Below are 15295 nucleotides of genomic sequence, written 5' to 3' on the forward strand. Positions count from 1 at the left end.
GGACGATCACCGGCGGAGGCGGGGTGTGAAGCTGGACACGCCCCGCTGAACCGGCGGCGGGGATGGCAGTCTTGGGGCATGCGTCGCTCGCTCGTGCTCCTTGCCGGGGCCCTACTCGCCGGGGTGCTCGCCGCGCCCGCCGTTGCCGCCGATGACGACGGGGCGGAGGGCGCGGACGGGTTCACGCTCAAGGACCCCCGGATCACCGAGTCCAGCGGGCTCGCCGCCTCCCGGGCCCACCCGGGCGTCTACTGGACCCACAACGACAGCGACGACGGCGCCTTCCTCTACGCCGTCGACAGCAGGACCGGCGAGACCGTCGCGACCGTCACCATGACGGGCGTCGGCCGGCCCCGCGACGTGGAGGCCATCTCCGTCGGGGCGAACGGCCATCTCTACGTCGGCGACATCGGCGACAACCTCGGCGGCAAGTGGGACCACGTGTGGATCTACGAGCTGCCCGAACCGAAGCAGCTGAAGGACCAGACCGTCCGGGCCACGCAGTACGACGTGAAGTACGCGGAGGGGGCACGGGACGCGGAGGCGCTGATGGTGCATCCGAAGACCGGCCGGGCCTACATCGTCTCGAAGAACGAGAACGGGGGCGGCCTGTACGAGGGGCCCGCCGAGCTCTCCGCCTCCGGCACCAACATCTTCAAGCGCACCGCCGACATCGACCTCTGGGTCACCGACGGGGCCTTCTCGCCCGACGGCAAGCAGCTCTCCGTACGCGGCTACTTCAACGGCATCGCGTACAAGTGGAACGACGGGAAGCCCAAGCGGCAGGACGGACTGAGCGTGCCGCTCATGGGGCAGGGCGAGTCGATGACGTACACCCGGGACGGCTCCGCCCTGCTGTACGGGAGCGAGGGTGCCGGGAGTTCCGTGGAACCGGGGAACTTCCCCGGTGGCGGTGGAGACGGCAAGTCGTCTTCGGGCGGGGGTGGTTCGGGTGACGGGGCCGAGGGCGACGACGGGTCGGGCACCGGCCTGAAGACGGGTGCGATCGCCTTGGCGGCGGCGCTCGCCGTCCTCTACGGACTCAAGCGGTTGTTCCGCCGTCGGGGGTGAGTGGCTCCGCCGGAGGTCCGGGCGTCGGCTGCGGGCCCGGTCGCTCAGTTGCCCGCGCCCCGGCGCTGGGTGACGAGGGTGTCGAGGCCGTCCAGGATGCGCTGGAGGCCGAAGCCGAAGTGGTCGAAGTCCGAGCTGAAGGAGTCCTCGGAGAGTGAGGACATCACGGGGAAGCGGTCGCTCGTCATGACCTTCTCCAGGATCGGTGCATGGGCGGCCCAGAACTCCGCGTCCGTCAGGCCTGTCCTGCGCTCCGCCTCCTGGGTGTAGAGCTGGGAACGGGCGGCCCCGGTGACGTACGAGTCGATCATGATGACCACCGAGACCAGCTCGGGGTCGCTCAGGCCCATGGGCTTGATGCAGGAGATCACCTTCTCCATGCCGTCGATGGCGCTGGGGCCGAGGACCGGGCGGGACTGGTTGACCTTCAGCAGCCAGGGGTGGCGCTGGTAGAGGGCGAGGCTCTCGCGGGCCATCGCCTCCAGAGCCGAACGCCAGTTGTCGCCGAAGACGGACATGTCGCCCTCGGTGCGCTGGACGTGGTCCAGCATCAGGTCGAGCAGCTCGCCCTTGCCAGGCACGTACCGGTACAGGGACATCGTGCCGGTGCCCAGCGCCGTGGAGAGGCAACGCATCGAGACGGCCTCAAGGCCCTCCGCGTCCGCGATCTGGACCGCCGCTTCCACGATCCGGTCGAGCGTGAGCCCCGGCTTGGGGCCGCGGCTGGGCCGTGGGCCCATGTCCCACAGCAGGTGGAGGGTGCGGACGATGTCGCCGCTGCCGCTGGTGTCCGTGCCACCCGAACCGCTTGTCATGAGCCTCAGGGTAATCCCTTGGAACGAAACTGGGTACGGTGTACTCTCATCAGAGTACGATGTACTCAGTTTCCGGGATGGGGGAGTTCTGTGAGTGGATACGCGGTGCGGGCCGAAGGGCTCGAGAAGAGGTACGGCGAGAAGCGCGCCCTCGACGGCTTCGACCTGACCGTGCGCGAGGGCACGGTGCACGGCCTGCTCGGGCCGAACGGCGCGGGCAAGACCACCGCCGTCCGCATCCTCTCCACCCTGGTCAAACTGGACGGGGGGAGCGCGCGGGTGGCCGGGCTGGACGTGGCCGCGCGGCCGCGGGAGGTCCGGGCGCGGATCGGTCTCACCGGTCAGTACGCGGCGGTGGACGAGGTGCTCACCGGCCGGCAGAACCTGGAGATGTTCGGGCGGCTCTTCCACCTGGGCGGGCGCCGCGCGCGGCTGCGGGCGACGGAGCTGCTGGAGCAGTTCGACCTGACCGACGCCGCCGGCAAGGGCGTCGGCAAGTACAGCGGCGGCATGCGGCGGCGCCTCGACCTCGCCGCGTCGATGATCCTCACCCCGAGCGTGCTGTTCCTGGACGAGCCGACGACGGGGCTCGACCCGCGCGGCCGGGGCGAGGTGTGGGACGCCGTACGGGCGTTGGTGACCGGCGGCACCACTGTGCTGCTGACCACGCAGTACCTGGAGGAGGCCGACAAACTCGCCTCGCACATCACCGTCATCGACCAGGGGCGGGCCATCGCCGACGACACCCCGGACGGGCTGAAGAGCGCGGTGGGCGGCGACCGGATCGAGGTCGTCGTCGCCGAGCGCGCCGACATCGCCCGGGCGGTGAAGGTCGTCGCCCGGGTCTCGGACGGCGAACCGGAGTCGGACGAGACGGAGTTGCGGGTGCACGCGCCCGTGACCGACCGGGTCGCCGCGCTCACGGAGGTGGCGCGGACGTTGCAGGACGAGGGAGTGCGCGTGGAGGACATCGGGCTGCGCAGGCCCAGCCTCGACGACGTGTTCCTGCACCTGACCGGCCACCGCACGGACGTGCCCGGGGGAGGCGCACAGGGTTCGGAAGGCGGCAAGGGCTCCCAGGGCACGGGGGATCACGCGGGTGCCGGGAAGACCGAGAAGACCGAGGAGGTCGCGGTATGAGCGGGACGCTTGAGGTGACCGCCCCGAGCGGGCGCGGCCGTACGTACTGGGTGCTGGCCGACTGCTGGAACATCGTCCGGCGCGGACTCACCCACTACCAGCGCCAACCGATCAACATCGCCTGGCAGTTGGGCTTCCCGATCCTGTCCGTGCTGCTGTACGGATACGTCTTCGGCAGTGCCATGCAGGTGCCGGGCGGCGGCGACTACCGGGACTTCCTCATGCCCGGCATGTTCGTGATGACGATGGCCTTCGGGTTCATCAACACGGCGACGCTCGTGGTGTACGACTCCACGAAGGGGGTCATCGACCGGTTCCGCTCCATGCCGATGTCGCCGTCCGCCGTCGTCGCCGGGCGCGGGGTCACCGATCTCATCGTCGCCTGCGCGGAGTTGTCGATCCTGATGCTCACCGCGCTGGCCATGGGCTGGCGCCCCGACGGCGGCTTCGCCTTCCTGGGGGCGTTCGGGCTGCTGCTGTGGCTGCGGTTCGCGCTGATCTGGCTCGGCGTGTGGCTCGGCCTGCTCGTGCCCAACCCGGAGGCGGCGGGCGGTCTGTTCGCGGTCGCGTTCCCGCTGACGATGATCTCCAGCATCTTCGTCGCGCCGCAGCTGATGCCCGACTGGCTCGGCCACGTGGCGGCCTGGAACCCGATCTCGTCCACGGCGGCGGCCACGCGTGAACTCTTCGGTACGCCGGTCGGCAGTGGCGACTCGTGGGTCGAGCAGCACGCCCTGCTGATGGCGGGGGTGTGGCCGCTGGTCCTCACGCTGATCTTCGTGCCGCTGGCGGTCCGCAGGTTCCAGAAGCTCAGCAGGTGAGCAGTCGCGGCAGGTGAGGTGCTCGGCGAAGGCAAGGTCGTGCGGTGTCCGGGGCGGTTCGTTCGTCCCGGATGTCGCACGACTTCTTGACGTGTTCACGCTGGCTTACTTCCATGGGGGTGCGTGGTGCGGTGGGAGCGCTCCCACCCGTTCCGGGTCCGCGCCTCCCGAGAGGAAGCAGCGACATGTTCCGCAGCTTGCGAAGAGCGCTGGGTGCTGCCGCCGCGGCGCTCCTGTTACCGCTTGCCGGTGTCCAGGCCGCACAGGCGGGGACGGCGGGCACGGCAGTCACCGCTGAGGCCGCCGTCCCCGGAGCCGGGTACTGGCACACCGACGGCCGTCAGATCCGGGATGCCGCGGGTCAGTCCGTACGGATCGCCGGCATCAACTGGTTCGGGTTCGAGACCGCCAACCACGCCGTCCACGGACTCTGGGCGCGCGACTACAAGAGCATGATCGACCAGATGAAGTCGCTCGGGTACAACACCATCCGGCTGCCGTACAGCGACGACATCCTCAAGAGCGGCTCCGTGCCCAACAGCATCGACTTCTCCGGCGGCAAGAACGCCGACCTCCAGGGCCTCTCGCCCCTGCAGATCATGGACAAAATCGTGGCGTACGCGGGTCAGGACGGCCTGAAGGTCGTACTGGACCGGCACCGGCCGGACGCGGGCGGCCAGTCCGCGCTCTGGTACACGTCCGCGGTTCCCGAATCGACGTGGATCACCAACCTCAAGGCGCTCGCCACCCGTTACAAGGGTGATTCGACGGTGATCGGCATCGACCTGCACAACGAACCGCACGATCCGGCCTGCTGGGGCTGCGGCGACACGGCGAGGGACTGGCGGCTCGCCGCCCAGCGCGCCGGGAACGCCGTCCTGTCCGTCAACCCGGAGCTGCTGGTGTTCGTCGAGGGCGTGCAGACCTTCGACGGAGTGTCCGGCTGGTGGGGCGGCAACCTGATGGGGGTCGCGCGGTACCCGGTGCAACTGGACGTGCCCAACCGGGTGGTGTACTCGGCCCACGACTACGCCACGAGCGTGGCCCAGCAGAGCTGGTTCAGCGATCCGTCGTTCCCCGACAACATGCCCGGCATCTGGGACAAGTACTGGGGCTACATCTTCAAGCAGAACATCGCGCCGGTGTGGGTGGGCGAGTTCGGCACGACGCTCCAGTCGACCGTCGACCAGAAGTGGCTCGCGGCGCTGGTGAAGTACCTCCGCCCCACGAGCACGAACGGCGCCGACAGCTTCTCCTGGACCTTCTGGTCGTGGAACCCCAACTCCGGTGACACGGGCGGGATCCTGAAGGACGACTGGCAGACCGTGGACACGGTGAAGGACGGGTACCTCGCGAGCGTCAAGGCGCCCGGCTTCCCGCCCGGGGGCAGCGACCCCGGTGATCCCGGCGATCCAGGGGACCCCGGTGGGGGCACGGCCGCCTGCACCGCCGCGTACACCGTCAGCAGCGACTGGGGCGGCGGGTTCAACGCCGAGGTGAAGGTGACCAACTCCGGTACGACCGCGCTCAAGTCCTGGAAGGTGACGTGGACCTGGCCCGGCGCACAGAAGGTCACGAACATGTGGAACGCGTCCTACACACAGAGCGGGGCGACCGTGACGGCCGTGAACGCCGGTCACAACGGGGCCGTCGCGGCGGGCGGTTCGGCGAGCCTTGGCTTCGGAGGCGCACCCGGAGCCGGGGGCGTACCGGCGGTCAGCTGCACGGCGACGTGACGGGTACGGCCGTGCGGCCGTGTCGCCGGGCTGACGGGCGGCGGCATCGTGAGGCAGCCGTGCGCGTCGTGCATGTCATGCGCGGCCTGCGAGGGCTGTGGGGGCTGCGGGGGCTGCAGGGCCCTGACGACGCCGCCTAGTACCGCGGGACGTACGAGAAAGGGCGCCCGGTGGTTCGCCGGGCGCCCTTGTCGTCGTACGTACGGGAGAAGGTCAGAGCTTCTCGATCACGTAGTCGATGCACTTGGTGAGTGCCTCGACGTCCGCCGGGTCGACCGCCGGGAACATCGCGACCCGCAGCTGGTTGCGGCCGAGCTTGCGGTAGGGCTCGGTGTCGACGATGCCGTTGGCGCGCAGGACCTTGGCGACCGCGGCCGCGTCGACGTCGTCCGTGAAGTCGATCGTGCCGATGACCTGCGAGCGCTTGGCCGGGTCGGTGACGAACGGGTTCGCGTACTTGACGTCCTCGGCCCAGCCGTAGAGCGTGCGCGAGGAGGCCGCCGTGCGGCGGACCGACCAGTCCAGGCCGCCCTGGCCGTTGATCCACTCCAGCTGGTCGTTCAGGAGGAACAGCGTGGCGAGGGCCGGGGTGTTGTACGTCTGGTTCTTGCGGGAGTTGTCGATCGCCGTCGGCAGCGAGAAGAACTCCGGGACGTGCCGCCCGCTCGCGTGGACGCGCTCGGCGCGCTCGATCGCGGCCGGGGAGAAGATCCCGATCCACAGGCCGCCGTCCGCGGCGAAGGACTTCTGCGGGGCGAAGTAGTAGACGTCCGTCTCGGCGATGTCCACGGGCAGGCCGCCCGCGCCGCTCGTCGCGTCCACGAGGACGAGGGAGCCGTCGTCGGCGCCCGCGACCCGCTTGACCGGGGCCGCCACACCGGTGGAGGTCTCGTTGTGGGTGAGGGCGTAGACGTCCACACCCGACTGGGCGACCGCCTCCGGGTGGGTGCCCGGCTCGGAGGTCAGGACGTCCGGGTCGGCCAGCCACGGCGCCAGCTTGGCGGCCTTCGCGAACTTCGACGAGAATTCGCCGAACGTGAGGTGCTGCGACTTGTTCTCGATCAGTCCGTGGGTCGCCACGTCCCAGAACGCGGTGGAGCCGCCGTTGCCGAGGACGACCTCGTAGCCCTCCGGCAGCTGGAAGAGGTCGCTCACACCCTGGCGGACCCTGCCCACGAGGTTCTTGACCGGGGCCTGACGGTGGGACGTGCCCATCAGGGACGTGCCGGTGGCGGCGAGCGCGGTGAGCGACTCCGTACGCACCTTGGAGGGGCCCGCGCCGAAACGTCCGTCGGCGGGCTTGAGGTCTGCGGGGATCTGGATATCAGCCACGACGGGAGCGTATCCGTTTCCGGAAACCTGGGTGAAACGTCGTCCGTCGGATGAGACGCGTCGCGGAGGGCACCGGGCCTGCGACGGCGGCGCCCCCGCCGGGGCGGCGCGGGACGGTCATCCGCGCGGCGCCGTCGGCGTGAAGCGGACCGGCAGGTTCGTCAGGCCGCCCAGCCACGGGGACGGGCGGCGCGTCAGGGCGGCGGCGGGCACCGCAAGATCGACGTCGGGCAGCCGGTCCAGCACCACCTCGACGGCCGTACGCGCGACGACCTCGGCGATCTCCTGCGCCGGGAACGGACACCGGTGCTGCCCGTGCCCGAAGGAGAAGTGCGCGCTGTTGCCGCCGGTCAGGGCGGTCCCGTGGGTGCGGACCTGCGGGTCGTGGTTGGCGGCCTGGAGGCCGAGCAGCAGCAGGTCACCGGCGCGGACGGGGCGGCCGCCGAGCCGGGTGTCGCGGGACGCCCACCGGCCGGCCACGTTCTGGGTCGGGGTGTCCTCCCACAGGACCTCGTTCATGGCCTCGGCGACACTGCGCCGGCCGCCGAACAGCGAGGCCGCGAAACGGTCGTCCGTCAGCATCAGCCGCAGCGAGTTGCCGATCCAGCCGGCGGTCGGCTGGTGGCCCGCGGCCATCATGACGACGAGGTCCTGGGCGACCTCCTCGTGGGTGAGGGCCGGGCCCCGCGACGTACGTCCCGAGGCGAGCAGGCGGCTGACCACGTCGTCCGCGGGCCGCGCCGCCCGGTCCGCCACCAGGTGTGCCATGGCGGCGGCCACGTGCCGCTGCCCGGCGACGGCCTCCTCACCCCCGTCGACCATGTCGTTCAGAGCGGCGACGAGACCCGGCCCCTGCTCGTCGGCGAAGCCGTAGAGGGTGGCGAGGACGCGTACGGGGAGCAGGGCCGCGTAGTGGCCGACGAGATCCGCCTCCCCCTCGGCGCACACCGCGTCGATCAGCTCGTCGGCGAACCGCTCGGCGTGGGTGCGCAGTTCGTGGGAGCCGACCGCTTCGAGCGCGTCGCCGATCAGCGCCACGCGCTCGCGGTGGCGCTCGCCGACGGTGTGCAGGACGGAGGAGTGCCCGCCGCCGATCATCGGCAGCATGGGCCAGCCGTCGGGAACACGGGCCCACTGGTTCCAGAGCCCGGAGTCGCGGCTGAACAGCACGGGGTCGCCGGTGACCTGGTGCAGCTCGCGGTAGCCGAGCACGAGCCACGCCGGGATGTCCGCGTCGAGCAGCACCGGAGCCACGGCGCCGTACTCGCGGCGCAACTCCCGGTACAGCGCGTCGGGTTCGGCCCGGAAGCGGGGCCCGGCGAGGGACACGGGGACGCTCATCGGGCCAACTCCCCTGCGGGCCGGGCGGCACCGGCCGTCGCCCACAGCGCGGTTCGGGCATCAGGGGCATCAGGGGTGTCAGGGGTGTCAGGGGTGGCGGAGGTTTCAAAGGTTGCGGAGTCCAACGAGCACCTGCTCCAGGATGTGAGGATCGGGACGGCCCGCGAGCATGACCCTGCGGGGATGGCGGGCGCTGACGCGGCCCTCGGCGAGCAGGTCGGAGAGCATGATCTTCGTGATGCTGACCGGCAGCCGCAGCTCGGCGGCCAGCTCCGCGACGGCGGTCGGCCGTCCGGCGAGGCGCAGGATCGCCGCGTGCTCCGACTGCATGCCCGGCACCGGATCGCACTCGGCGACGATCAGCGTCACCAGGTCGAAGGGCGCTCCGGGAGTGGAACGGGTGCGCCCCTGGGTGAGGGTGTAGAGCCGGTCGGGGGCGTCGTCCCTGCCCGGCCGGCTCATGGCGTACGTGGCTGCGCGCTCAGTGACGTACGCGGCTGTGCGTTCAGGTGCCCGCCGAGCTGCTCCACGAGCTCGCCCATGTTGTGGCCGACGAGCCCGGGGTCCGCCTCCTCGGCCGTGACCACCGCCAGGTGCGCGCCCGCGCCCGCCTCGACGATGAACAGGACCCCGCCGTGGAACTCGGTCATCGTCGACCGCACGCCCCCGGTACCGTCCCCGAACTGCAGGGAGGCCCCGTGGGACAGCGACTGGATGCCGGCGGCGATGGCGGCGAGCTGGTCGGCCTGGTCGGCGGTGAGTTCGGGCGTCCGGCACAGGCGCAGGCCGTCCCGGGAGAGCAAGAGCGCGTGCCGGGCGCCCGGGGTGCGCGCCAGCAGGCCCTCGATGAGCCAGGTCAGCTTCTCGTCGGCGGTCGAGGTGGTGCCGATGGGGCCGGTCATGACGTGGGATCGCTTTCCGGGTGGGGGGTGGCAGGGCGCGTACGGGCCTGTACGGGCTCGTCCGCCGGAGTGCGGCGCACGGCTTGGCGGAAGCTGTTGAAGCGGGCGGCGCGGGTCATCACGTCATCGGGGGTGGAGTTGGGGGAGCCGGGGGAGTCGGGGGAGCTGAGGCTGCCGGGAGGGACGGGACTGGCGGGAGTGACCGGACTGGCGGGGGTGGCGGGCATCCGGGTGCGGACGGGGCCGGACTCGACATCGCCGTCGGCCGCGGCCTCGCCCGCAGCCTTGCCCGCGGTCTCGACGGAGACCTCGGCTTCTCTCGCCGCTGCCGCTGCCGCTGCTGCTTCGGCCTCCTGCTCCGCCTCCGCTGCTGCCTCGGCCTCCGCTTCCGCGAGGGTGCCGCCGCGGTGGCGCCTGGGGAGGTTGTCGGCGGGGCCGGCCGGCCGGGACGGAAAGCCGTGCGACGGAAAACCGTGCGACGGAAAACCGTGGGGCGGCACGGGCTCCGGGTCCAGGTCGGGGCCGGAGTGGGAGGCGGCGTACGACTCCCGGGGGCCGGACCAGGGGGAGGCCTTCGGGCTGAGCTGGAGGGCGCTCTCCGGGGCGGACCCGGTCGGCTCGCTCGGGCCGGGCCGGGCGGATTCCTCCGGGGCGGGCCTGGAGGAATCGTCAGGGCTGGGCCCGGCGGAGTCCTCGGGAACTGCCCAGGAGGGATGCTGCGAGCTGTACCAGGAGGTCTGTTCCGGAGCCGGCCGAGTGGACTCCTCCGGGGCGGGCCTGGGGGAGTCCTGCGGGCCGGGCCGGGCGGATTCCTGCGGGCTGAGCCCGAGCGGCTCCTTAAGGCCGGGCCAGGGTGTCTGCTCCGGGGCGGGCCGGGCGGACCGGGCGGACTGGTCCGGAGCAGGGCGGGCGGACCGGTCCGGGGCGAGCCAGGTCGGTTCCTTCGGGTTCGGGCCGGACCAGGGCGTCTCCTCCGGAGCCAGCCAGGAGGGCTCCTTCCGGCCGGGCCGGGCGGGCTCCTCAGGGGCGGGCCAGGGCTGGTTCTCCGGGGCGGACCACGGGCCGGGCCGCGGGCCCGGGAAGGGCGGCGCGGTCTCCCGCGCCGCCGCGTCCGGCTCCGGAACCGGAACCGGACGCGCAGCCTGTACCGGGTGTTCGGCGCGGGCCGAGGGCGAGGCCGGGGGCATGGGCGGGGCCTGGACCGGCGCCGGGTGGGGCGCCGGATGCGGTGCCGGGTTCGCGAGGACGTCCTGGGGGACGAGGACCAGGACGCCCGTACCGCCGCGTGCGGAGGGGCGGAAGGAGACGCTCAGGCCGTACTTGCGGGCGAGGCGGCCGACGACCACGAGGCCGAGCCGGGTGCCGGCGAGGCCACCGGCCTCCAGTTCCTCGCCGGAGACGGCCTGTTCGGCGCGGCGCAGCTGTGTCTCGCCCATCACCAGGCCGCTGTCCTCCACGGAGACGATGACCCCCGCCGGGACCTCCTCCACGTAGACGTGCACCTCAGCCGTCGGGGGCGAGAAGTTCGCGGCGTTGTCGAGGACTTCGGCGAGCGCGTGCATGACGCCCTCGGCCGCGTGCCCGGCGACCGCCGCGCCGCTCGCCGAGTGGACGCGTACGCGCTGGTATCCGTCGATGCGGCCCATCGCGCCGCGCAGGATCGACTCCATGGGGATGGGCCGCGCCCAGCGGCGGCCCGAGCGCGCGCCCGAGAGGACGGCGACGGAGTCGGCGAGACGGCCCGCCTGGGCGGTGCGGTGGTCGAGGTGGAGGAGGTCGGCGAGCACGTCCTCGTCGGAGTACCGCTCCTCCATGGCGCGCAGGTCGGCGAGCATGCTCGTGGACAGGGCCTGCAACCGGGCGGCGGTGGTGGCGGCCGCCGAGAGCACGGCGGCACGATCGGCCCTGGCCTGCCGCAACTCGTCGGCCACGCGCGCGTGCTCCGCGCCGAGCCGGGTGCGTTCCCGGTCGATCTCGGCGGCGAGCCGGACCTTCTGGTGGGCGTTCTGCTCGGCGAGCCGGGCGCGATCCCGGGTGAACTCGTCGGTGAGCCGGGCGCGTTCCCGCGCGGACTCCTCTGTGAGGGCGGCCTTTTCCGCCAGCAGCCGGGCGGTGTCCTGGGAGACCGCTTCGAGGCGGCGGAGCAGTAATCGGGACGTCTGCACGGCACGGCCGGCCACGGCAACCACCGCGCACAGCAGGAGGACGGTCGCGCCCAGGCCCCAGGCGAGGGGCATGCGCACCGGTTCGGGAGCCAGGGCGACCGCGGCGCCGGCGGCGAGCGCGGCCGGTACGGCCGTGAGGAGCGGGGCGATCGCCACAGCACGCAGACGGGGGCGTGCGCCTACGGAGTGCGCGAAGGACGGCCGATCTTTCGTGGGGCGCGCTTGCGGGGTGGGCGCGGTCATGAATCGTGTCCTCGGTCGTGTCCTGGGCGGGATGCGACACCTGGTGCTCAACTGGCGGTCACTATATGGGACTTCGTGATCGGAACGAGCAGGTTCCGGCCCACTCTCACAATTCGTCCGCGAATCGGCGGGTGGACTCCCTCCCGTCACTGTCAGTGAGGGGAGGCATTCTTGGAGGCATGACGGAAACGGATCTCGGGGAGCTGCGGGCGGCGCTGGAGAAGACGGTGCGCGGGGAGGTCGCCCTCGACGCGACCGCGCGGGCGCTGACCACCATGGACGCGTCGAACTACCGGCGGGTACCACTGGCTGTGGTCGCCCCCAGAGACGCCGACGACGTGGCGGCGGCCCTGTCCGTGTGCTCCCGGCTCGGGGTGCCGGTCGTCGCGCGTGGTGGTGGTACGTCGATCGCGGGGCAGGCGACCGGCACGGGAGTGGTACTCGACTTCACCCGGCACCTGAACCGGATCGTGTCGCTCGACCCCGAGGCGCGCACGGCGGTGGTCCAGCCGGGAGTGGTCCTGGACCGCCTCCAGGAGGCGGCAGCGCCGCACGGACTGCGCTTCGGCCCCGACCCCTCCACGCACAGCCGGTGCACGCTCGGCGGCATGATCGGCAACAACTCCTGCGGATCGCACTCGGTGGCCTGGGGCACGACGGCCGACAGCGTGCGCGAGCTGTCGGTGATCACCGCGCGCGGAGCGACCGCCCGCCTGGGCGCCGACTGGTCGGGCGCCCCCGAAGGGCTGCGGGCCCTGGTGGACGGCGAGTCGGCGCTCCTGCGCACCGGCTTCCCCGACCTGCCGCGCCGCATCTCCGGGTACGCGCTGGACGCGCTGCTGCCCGAGCGCGGCGCGGACGTGGCGCGTTCCTTCTGCGGCTCGGAGGGCACGCTCGGCATCCTCACGGAGGCGGTGGTACGGCTCGTCGAGGCACCCCGCGCGCGTGCGCTCGCCGTCCTGGCGTACGCGGACGAGAGCGCGGCAGCGGAAGCGGCGGCCGGCCTGCTGCCGCACGGGCCCCTGACGGTGGAGGGGATGGCGGCGGACCTCGTGCCGGCGGACGCGGAGCTGCCGCGGGGAGGGGCCTGGCTGTTCGTGGAGACGGGCGGCGACACGGAGGCGGAGGCACACGCGCGTGCGCAGGCGATCACCCGCGTGGCGGACGTGACGGCGTCACGGGTGGTCACCGACCCCGCCGGCCGGCGCGCCCTGTGGCGCATCCGCGAGGACGCCAGCGGCACGGCGACCAGGATGCCGGACGGCACCGAGGCATGGCCCGGCTGGGAGGACTGCGCGGTGCCGCCGGCCCGGCTCGGCGCGTATCTCCGGGACTTCAGGGGCCTGTTGGCGACCCACGGGCTGCGCGGTTCGCCGTACGGCCACTTCGGGGACGGCTGCATCCACGTGCGCATCGACTTCGACCTGTTGACGCGAGCGGGCGTCGGCCGCTTCCGGACCTTCTCGCAGGAGTTGGCGGAGCTGGTCGTCTCGCACGGCGGTTCGCTGTCGGGGGAGCACGGGGACGGACAGGCGCGGGCCGAGCTCCTGCCGAAGATGTACGGCCCCCGGGTGGTCGGTCTCTTCGAGCGGGTCAAGGACCTCTGGGACCCGGACGGCCTGCTCAACCCCGGAATGCTCGTCAGGCCGCACCGGCTCGACGAGAACCTCCGGTTCGCGGTCCTCCCGCGCGAGCCGGTGCCCGTCGAGTTCGGCTACCCGGCGGACGGCGGGGACTTCTCGTCGGCGGTGCGCAGGTGCGTCGGAGTGGCCAAGTGCCGTACCACGCAGTCCTCCGGCTCCTCCGTGATGTGCCCGTCCTTCCGGGCCACCGGCGAGGAGGAGCACTCCACACGCGGGCGCGCGCGGCTGCTGCACGAGATGCTGGCCGGCGAGGTCATCACGGACGGCTGGCGCTCGACGGAGGTCCGCGACGCGCTGGACCTCTGCCTGTCCTGCAAGGGCTGCCGGTCGGACTGCCCGGTGGGCGTCGACATGGCCACGTACAAGGCGGAGTTCCTGCACCACCACTACGAGGGCCGCCGCCGGCCGGCCGCGCACTACGCGATGGGGTGGCTGCCGGTGTGGCTGCGCCTGGTGGACCGCACGCGTACGGCGTGGCTGGTCAACCTCCTCGCCTCGGTACGGCCGTTGGCGGGGCTCGCCAAGCGGCTGGGCGGGATCGCGCCCGAGCGGGAGATCCCGCGGGTGGCGCGGGAGACGTTCAGCCGGTGGCGGAGCCGCCGGGCCGCGGAACGGGCGGGAGCGCCGTGGGAGATGGGGGAGATGGGGGAGATGGGGGAGGGTGCCGGGCGTGTGGGACGCCCCGGCGACGGGGGTCCGTCCCAGGCGGTCGTCCTGTGGCCGGACACCTTCACGGAGTACCTCTCGCCGTCGGTCGGCAAGGCGGCTGTACGGGTGCTGGAGGCGGCGGGGCTGCGCGTGCTGCCGTTCCCTTCGGACCCGGGGCCGCTCGATGCCGGGCCGTCCGGTACCGCCCGGTCCGACGCCCGGCCCGACGCCCGGTCCGCCAGGCCCGACGCCCGGCCCGGCAGTCGGTCCCGCGGCCGCCCCTGCTGTGGCCTGACCTACGTCTCGACGGGCCAACTGGACCGCGCCCGCACGGTGATGCGCCGCACCCTGGATCTCGTGGACCAGCTCCGGGACGGCGAGGGCGGCCCCCTCCCGGATCCGCCCGGAGGCCCGTCCCAGGACCCGGCCCCCGCCGCCCCGGAACTCCCACCCGTCGTCGTACTCGAACCGAGCTGTGCGGCTGCCCTCCGTACCGATCTGCCGGAGCTGTTGCCCGACGATCCGCGCGCGCGGCGCCTGGCATCGGCGGTGGTGACGTTCGCGGAAGTGCTGGAGCGTCACGCGCCGCACTGGACGCCGCCTCGCCTGGACCGCCCGGTCGTGGGCCAGACCCACTGCCATCAGCACGCCGTCCTGGGCGACGCGCCGGACCGCCGGCTGCGCGAGGCGGCGGGCCTGACCGGCGCCCTGGCGGGCGGCTGCTGCGGCCTCGCGGGAAACTTCGGCTTCGAGAAGGGCCACTTCGAGGTGTCGACGGCATGCGCCGAGGAGCAGCTGCTCCCGGCGGTCCGGGCGGCGGGGGAGGACGCGGTGGTCCTGGCGGACGGCTTCTCGTGCCGCACCCAACTGCAACAGACGGCGACCGTGAAGGGCCGCCATCTGGCAGAGGTACTGGCGGAGGCGCTGCCCGAGCCCGAACCGGCCCCAGAGGCCCCCACGGACCCGCCCCGCTCCTGAACCCCGGCACCGCGCTCCCGCAACTCCCGCGGGGCGGTTTCCGCAACCCCGGCGGGGCGGTTCCCGCAAGCCCCGCGGGGCGAGATGCCCCGGCCGCCAGGGACCGACCCGTCTCCTGACATCCGGCCCCCGCGTCCACCCCCTCAGGGGCGCGGGGAACTGCGCGCTCAGCACTCACGAACCCGCACACGGCAGAGACCCCGATCCCGAACCCATCGGTAAGCTCCAAAATGGCTTCACAGCCCTGACCGAGTCCATTACCATGGACCGAGAAGTCCATCACGATGTACGAAACGTGCATGCCGCGCGACCCGCACCGCCCCTCGACCCGAACTTCCTGGACGGCCCCGTGAACATCCCCAGCGCTGACCGGTGCCCGACGGTCACCGACCCCACGGCCGCCGCCGGACTGGCCGCCGCCGGTCCGGCAGCCGTCGCTCCGGCCGCCGCGGCCGACGGC

At 72.6% G+C, this 15295-nt stretch carries 11 protein-coding genes; 5 read left to right on the top strand and 6 right to left on the bottom strand.

Going from position 1 to position 15295, the window contains the following annotated elements; genetic code table 11:
* Positions 1–78 precede the first annotated feature (78 nt).
* Entirely contained in the window at positions 79–1071 is a 993-nt protein-coding gene (locus KUF83_RS09310; RefSeq protein ID WP_217454109.1) for a WD40 repeat domain-containing protein, read from the top strand.
* Positions 1072–1115: 44 nt separating this feature from the next.
* On the opposite strand, the gene KUF83_RS09315 is transcribed toward KUF83_RS09310, so the two are convergent.
* Positions 1116–1886, bottom strand: a complete 771-nt coding sequence (locus KUF83_RS09315; RefSeq protein ID WP_217454110.1) for a TetR/AcrR family transcriptional regulator — start codon at positions 1884–1886, stop codon at positions 1116–1118.
* A 90-nt stretch (positions 1887–1976) separates the two neighbouring features.
* Between KUF83_RS09315 and KUF83_RS09320 the strand changes: the two genes are divergently transcribed.
* From KUF83_RS09320 to KUF83_RS09330, 3 genes are all read left to right on the top strand, one after another.
* Entirely contained in the window at positions 1977–3026 is a 1050-nt protein-coding gene (locus KUF83_RS09320) for an ATP-binding cassette domain-containing protein (RefSeq protein ID WP_217454111.1), read from the top strand.
* On the top strand, positions 3023–3847 hold the full coding sequence (locus KUF83_RS09325; RefSeq protein ID WP_217454112.1) for an ABC transporter permease: 825 nt from the start codon (positions 3023–3025) through the stop codon (positions 3845–3847). The genes KUF83_RS09320 and KUF83_RS09325 overlap by 4 nt, the downstream gene beginning before the upstream one ends.
* Positions 3848–4032: 185 nt before the next feature.
* Complete coding sequence (locus tag KUF83_RS09330; RefSeq protein WP_217454113.1) at positions 4033–5583, top strand: cellulase family glycosylhydrolase; 1551 nt, start codon at positions 4033–4035, stop codon at positions 5581–5583.
* A gap of 213 nt (positions 5584–5796) precedes the next feature.
* Here the strand turns inward: KUF83_RS09330 and serC are convergent, their stop codons facing one another.
* The 5 genes from serC to KUF83_RS42960 all read right to left on the bottom strand — a co-directional run bounded on the left by serC (position 5797) and on the right by KUF83_RS42960 (position 11566).
* Positions 5797–6915 carry a phosphoserine transaminase gene (gene serC / locus KUF83_RS09335; RefSeq protein WP_217454114.1) on the bottom strand — a complete coding sequence of 373 codons (1119 nt, stop codon included), beginning with the start codon at positions 6913–6915 and terminating at the stop codon, positions 5797–5799.
* 117 nt (positions 6916–7032) lie between these two features.
* Complete coding sequence (locus KUF83_RS09340; RefSeq protein WP_217454115.1) at positions 7033–8256, bottom strand: cytochrome P450; 1224 nt, start codon at positions 8254–8256, stop codon at positions 7033–7035.
* A gap of 105 nt (positions 8257–8361) precedes the next feature.
* The gene (locus KUF83_RS09345) at positions 8362–8718 is read right to left on the bottom strand and encodes a DUF742 domain-containing protein (protein ID WP_217454116.1); all 357 of its coding nucleotides are present in this window, start codon (positions 8716–8718) and stop codon (positions 8362–8364) included.
* Positions 8715–9158: a roadblock/LC7 domain-containing protein gene (locus KUF83_RS09350; RefSeq protein ID WP_217454117.1), complete on the bottom strand. Its 444-nt coding sequence runs from the start codon at positions 9156–9158 to the stop codon at positions 8715–8717. The genes KUF83_RS09345 and KUF83_RS09350 overlap by 4 nt, the downstream gene beginning before the upstream one ends.
* Positions 9155–11566, bottom strand: a complete 2412-nt coding sequence (locus KUF83_RS42960; RefSeq protein WP_374106027.1) for an ATP-binding protein — start codon at positions 11564–11566, stop codon at positions 9155–9157. The genes KUF83_RS09350 and KUF83_RS42960 overlap by 4 nt, the downstream gene beginning before the upstream one ends.
* A 179-nt stretch (positions 11567–11745) precedes the next feature.
* On the opposite strand from KUF83_RS42960, the gene KUF83_RS09360 reads away from it, so the two are divergent.
* Complete coding sequence (locus KUF83_RS09360; RefSeq protein ID WP_217454118.1) at positions 11746–14835, top strand: FAD-binding and (Fe-S)-binding domain-containing protein; 3090 nt, start codon at positions 11746–11748, stop codon at positions 14833–14835.
* The last annotated feature ends 460 nt before the right edge of the window (positions 14836–15295 follow it).

The organism is Streptomyces sp. BV286 (assembly GCF_019090165.1).
Lineage (GTDB): Bacteria > Actinomycetota > Actinomycetes > Streptomycetales > Streptomycetaceae > Streptomyces.

What these genes read in the sequence shown, in the direction of transcription:
- KUF83_RS09310 (WP_217454109.1), top strand. Translation starts at nt 79, where the DNA reads ATGCGTCGCTCGCTCGTGCTCCTTGCCGGGGCCCTACTCGCCGGGGTG.
- KUF83_RS09315 (WP_217454110.1), bottom strand. Translation starts at nt 1,886, where the DNA reads ATGACAAGCGGTTCGGGTGGCACGGACACCAGCGGCAGCGGCGACATC.
- KUF83_RS09325 (WP_217454112.1), top strand. Translation starts at nt 3,023, where the DNA reads ATGAGCGGGACGCTTGAGGTGACCGCCCCGAGCGGGCGCGGCCGTACG.
- KUF83_RS09330 (WP_217454113.1), top strand. Translation starts at nt 4,033, where the DNA reads ATGTTCCGCAGCTTGCGAAGAGCGCTGGGTGCTGCCGCCGCGGCGCTC.
- KUF83_RS09340 (WP_217454115.1), bottom strand. Translation starts at nt 8,256, where the DNA reads ATGAGCGTCCCCGTGTCCCTCGCCGGGCCCCGCTTCCGGGCCGAACCC.
- KUF83_RS09345 (WP_217454116.1), bottom strand. Translation starts at nt 8,718, where the DNA reads ATGAGCCGGCCGGGCAGGGACGACGCCCCCGACCGGCTCTACACCCTC.
- KUF83_RS09350 (WP_217454117.1), bottom strand. Translation starts at nt 9,158, where the DNA reads ATGACCGGCCCCATCGGCACCACCTCGACCGCCGACGAGAAGCTGACC.
- KUF83_RS42960 (WP_374106027.1), bottom strand. Translation starts at nt 11,566, where the DNA reads ATGACCGCGCCCACCCCGCAAGCGCGCCCCACGAAAGATCGGCCGTCC.
- KUF83_RS09360 (WP_217454118.1), top strand. Translation starts at nt 11,746, where the DNA reads ATGACGGAAACGGATCTCGGGGAGCTGCGGGCGGCGCTGGAGAAGACG.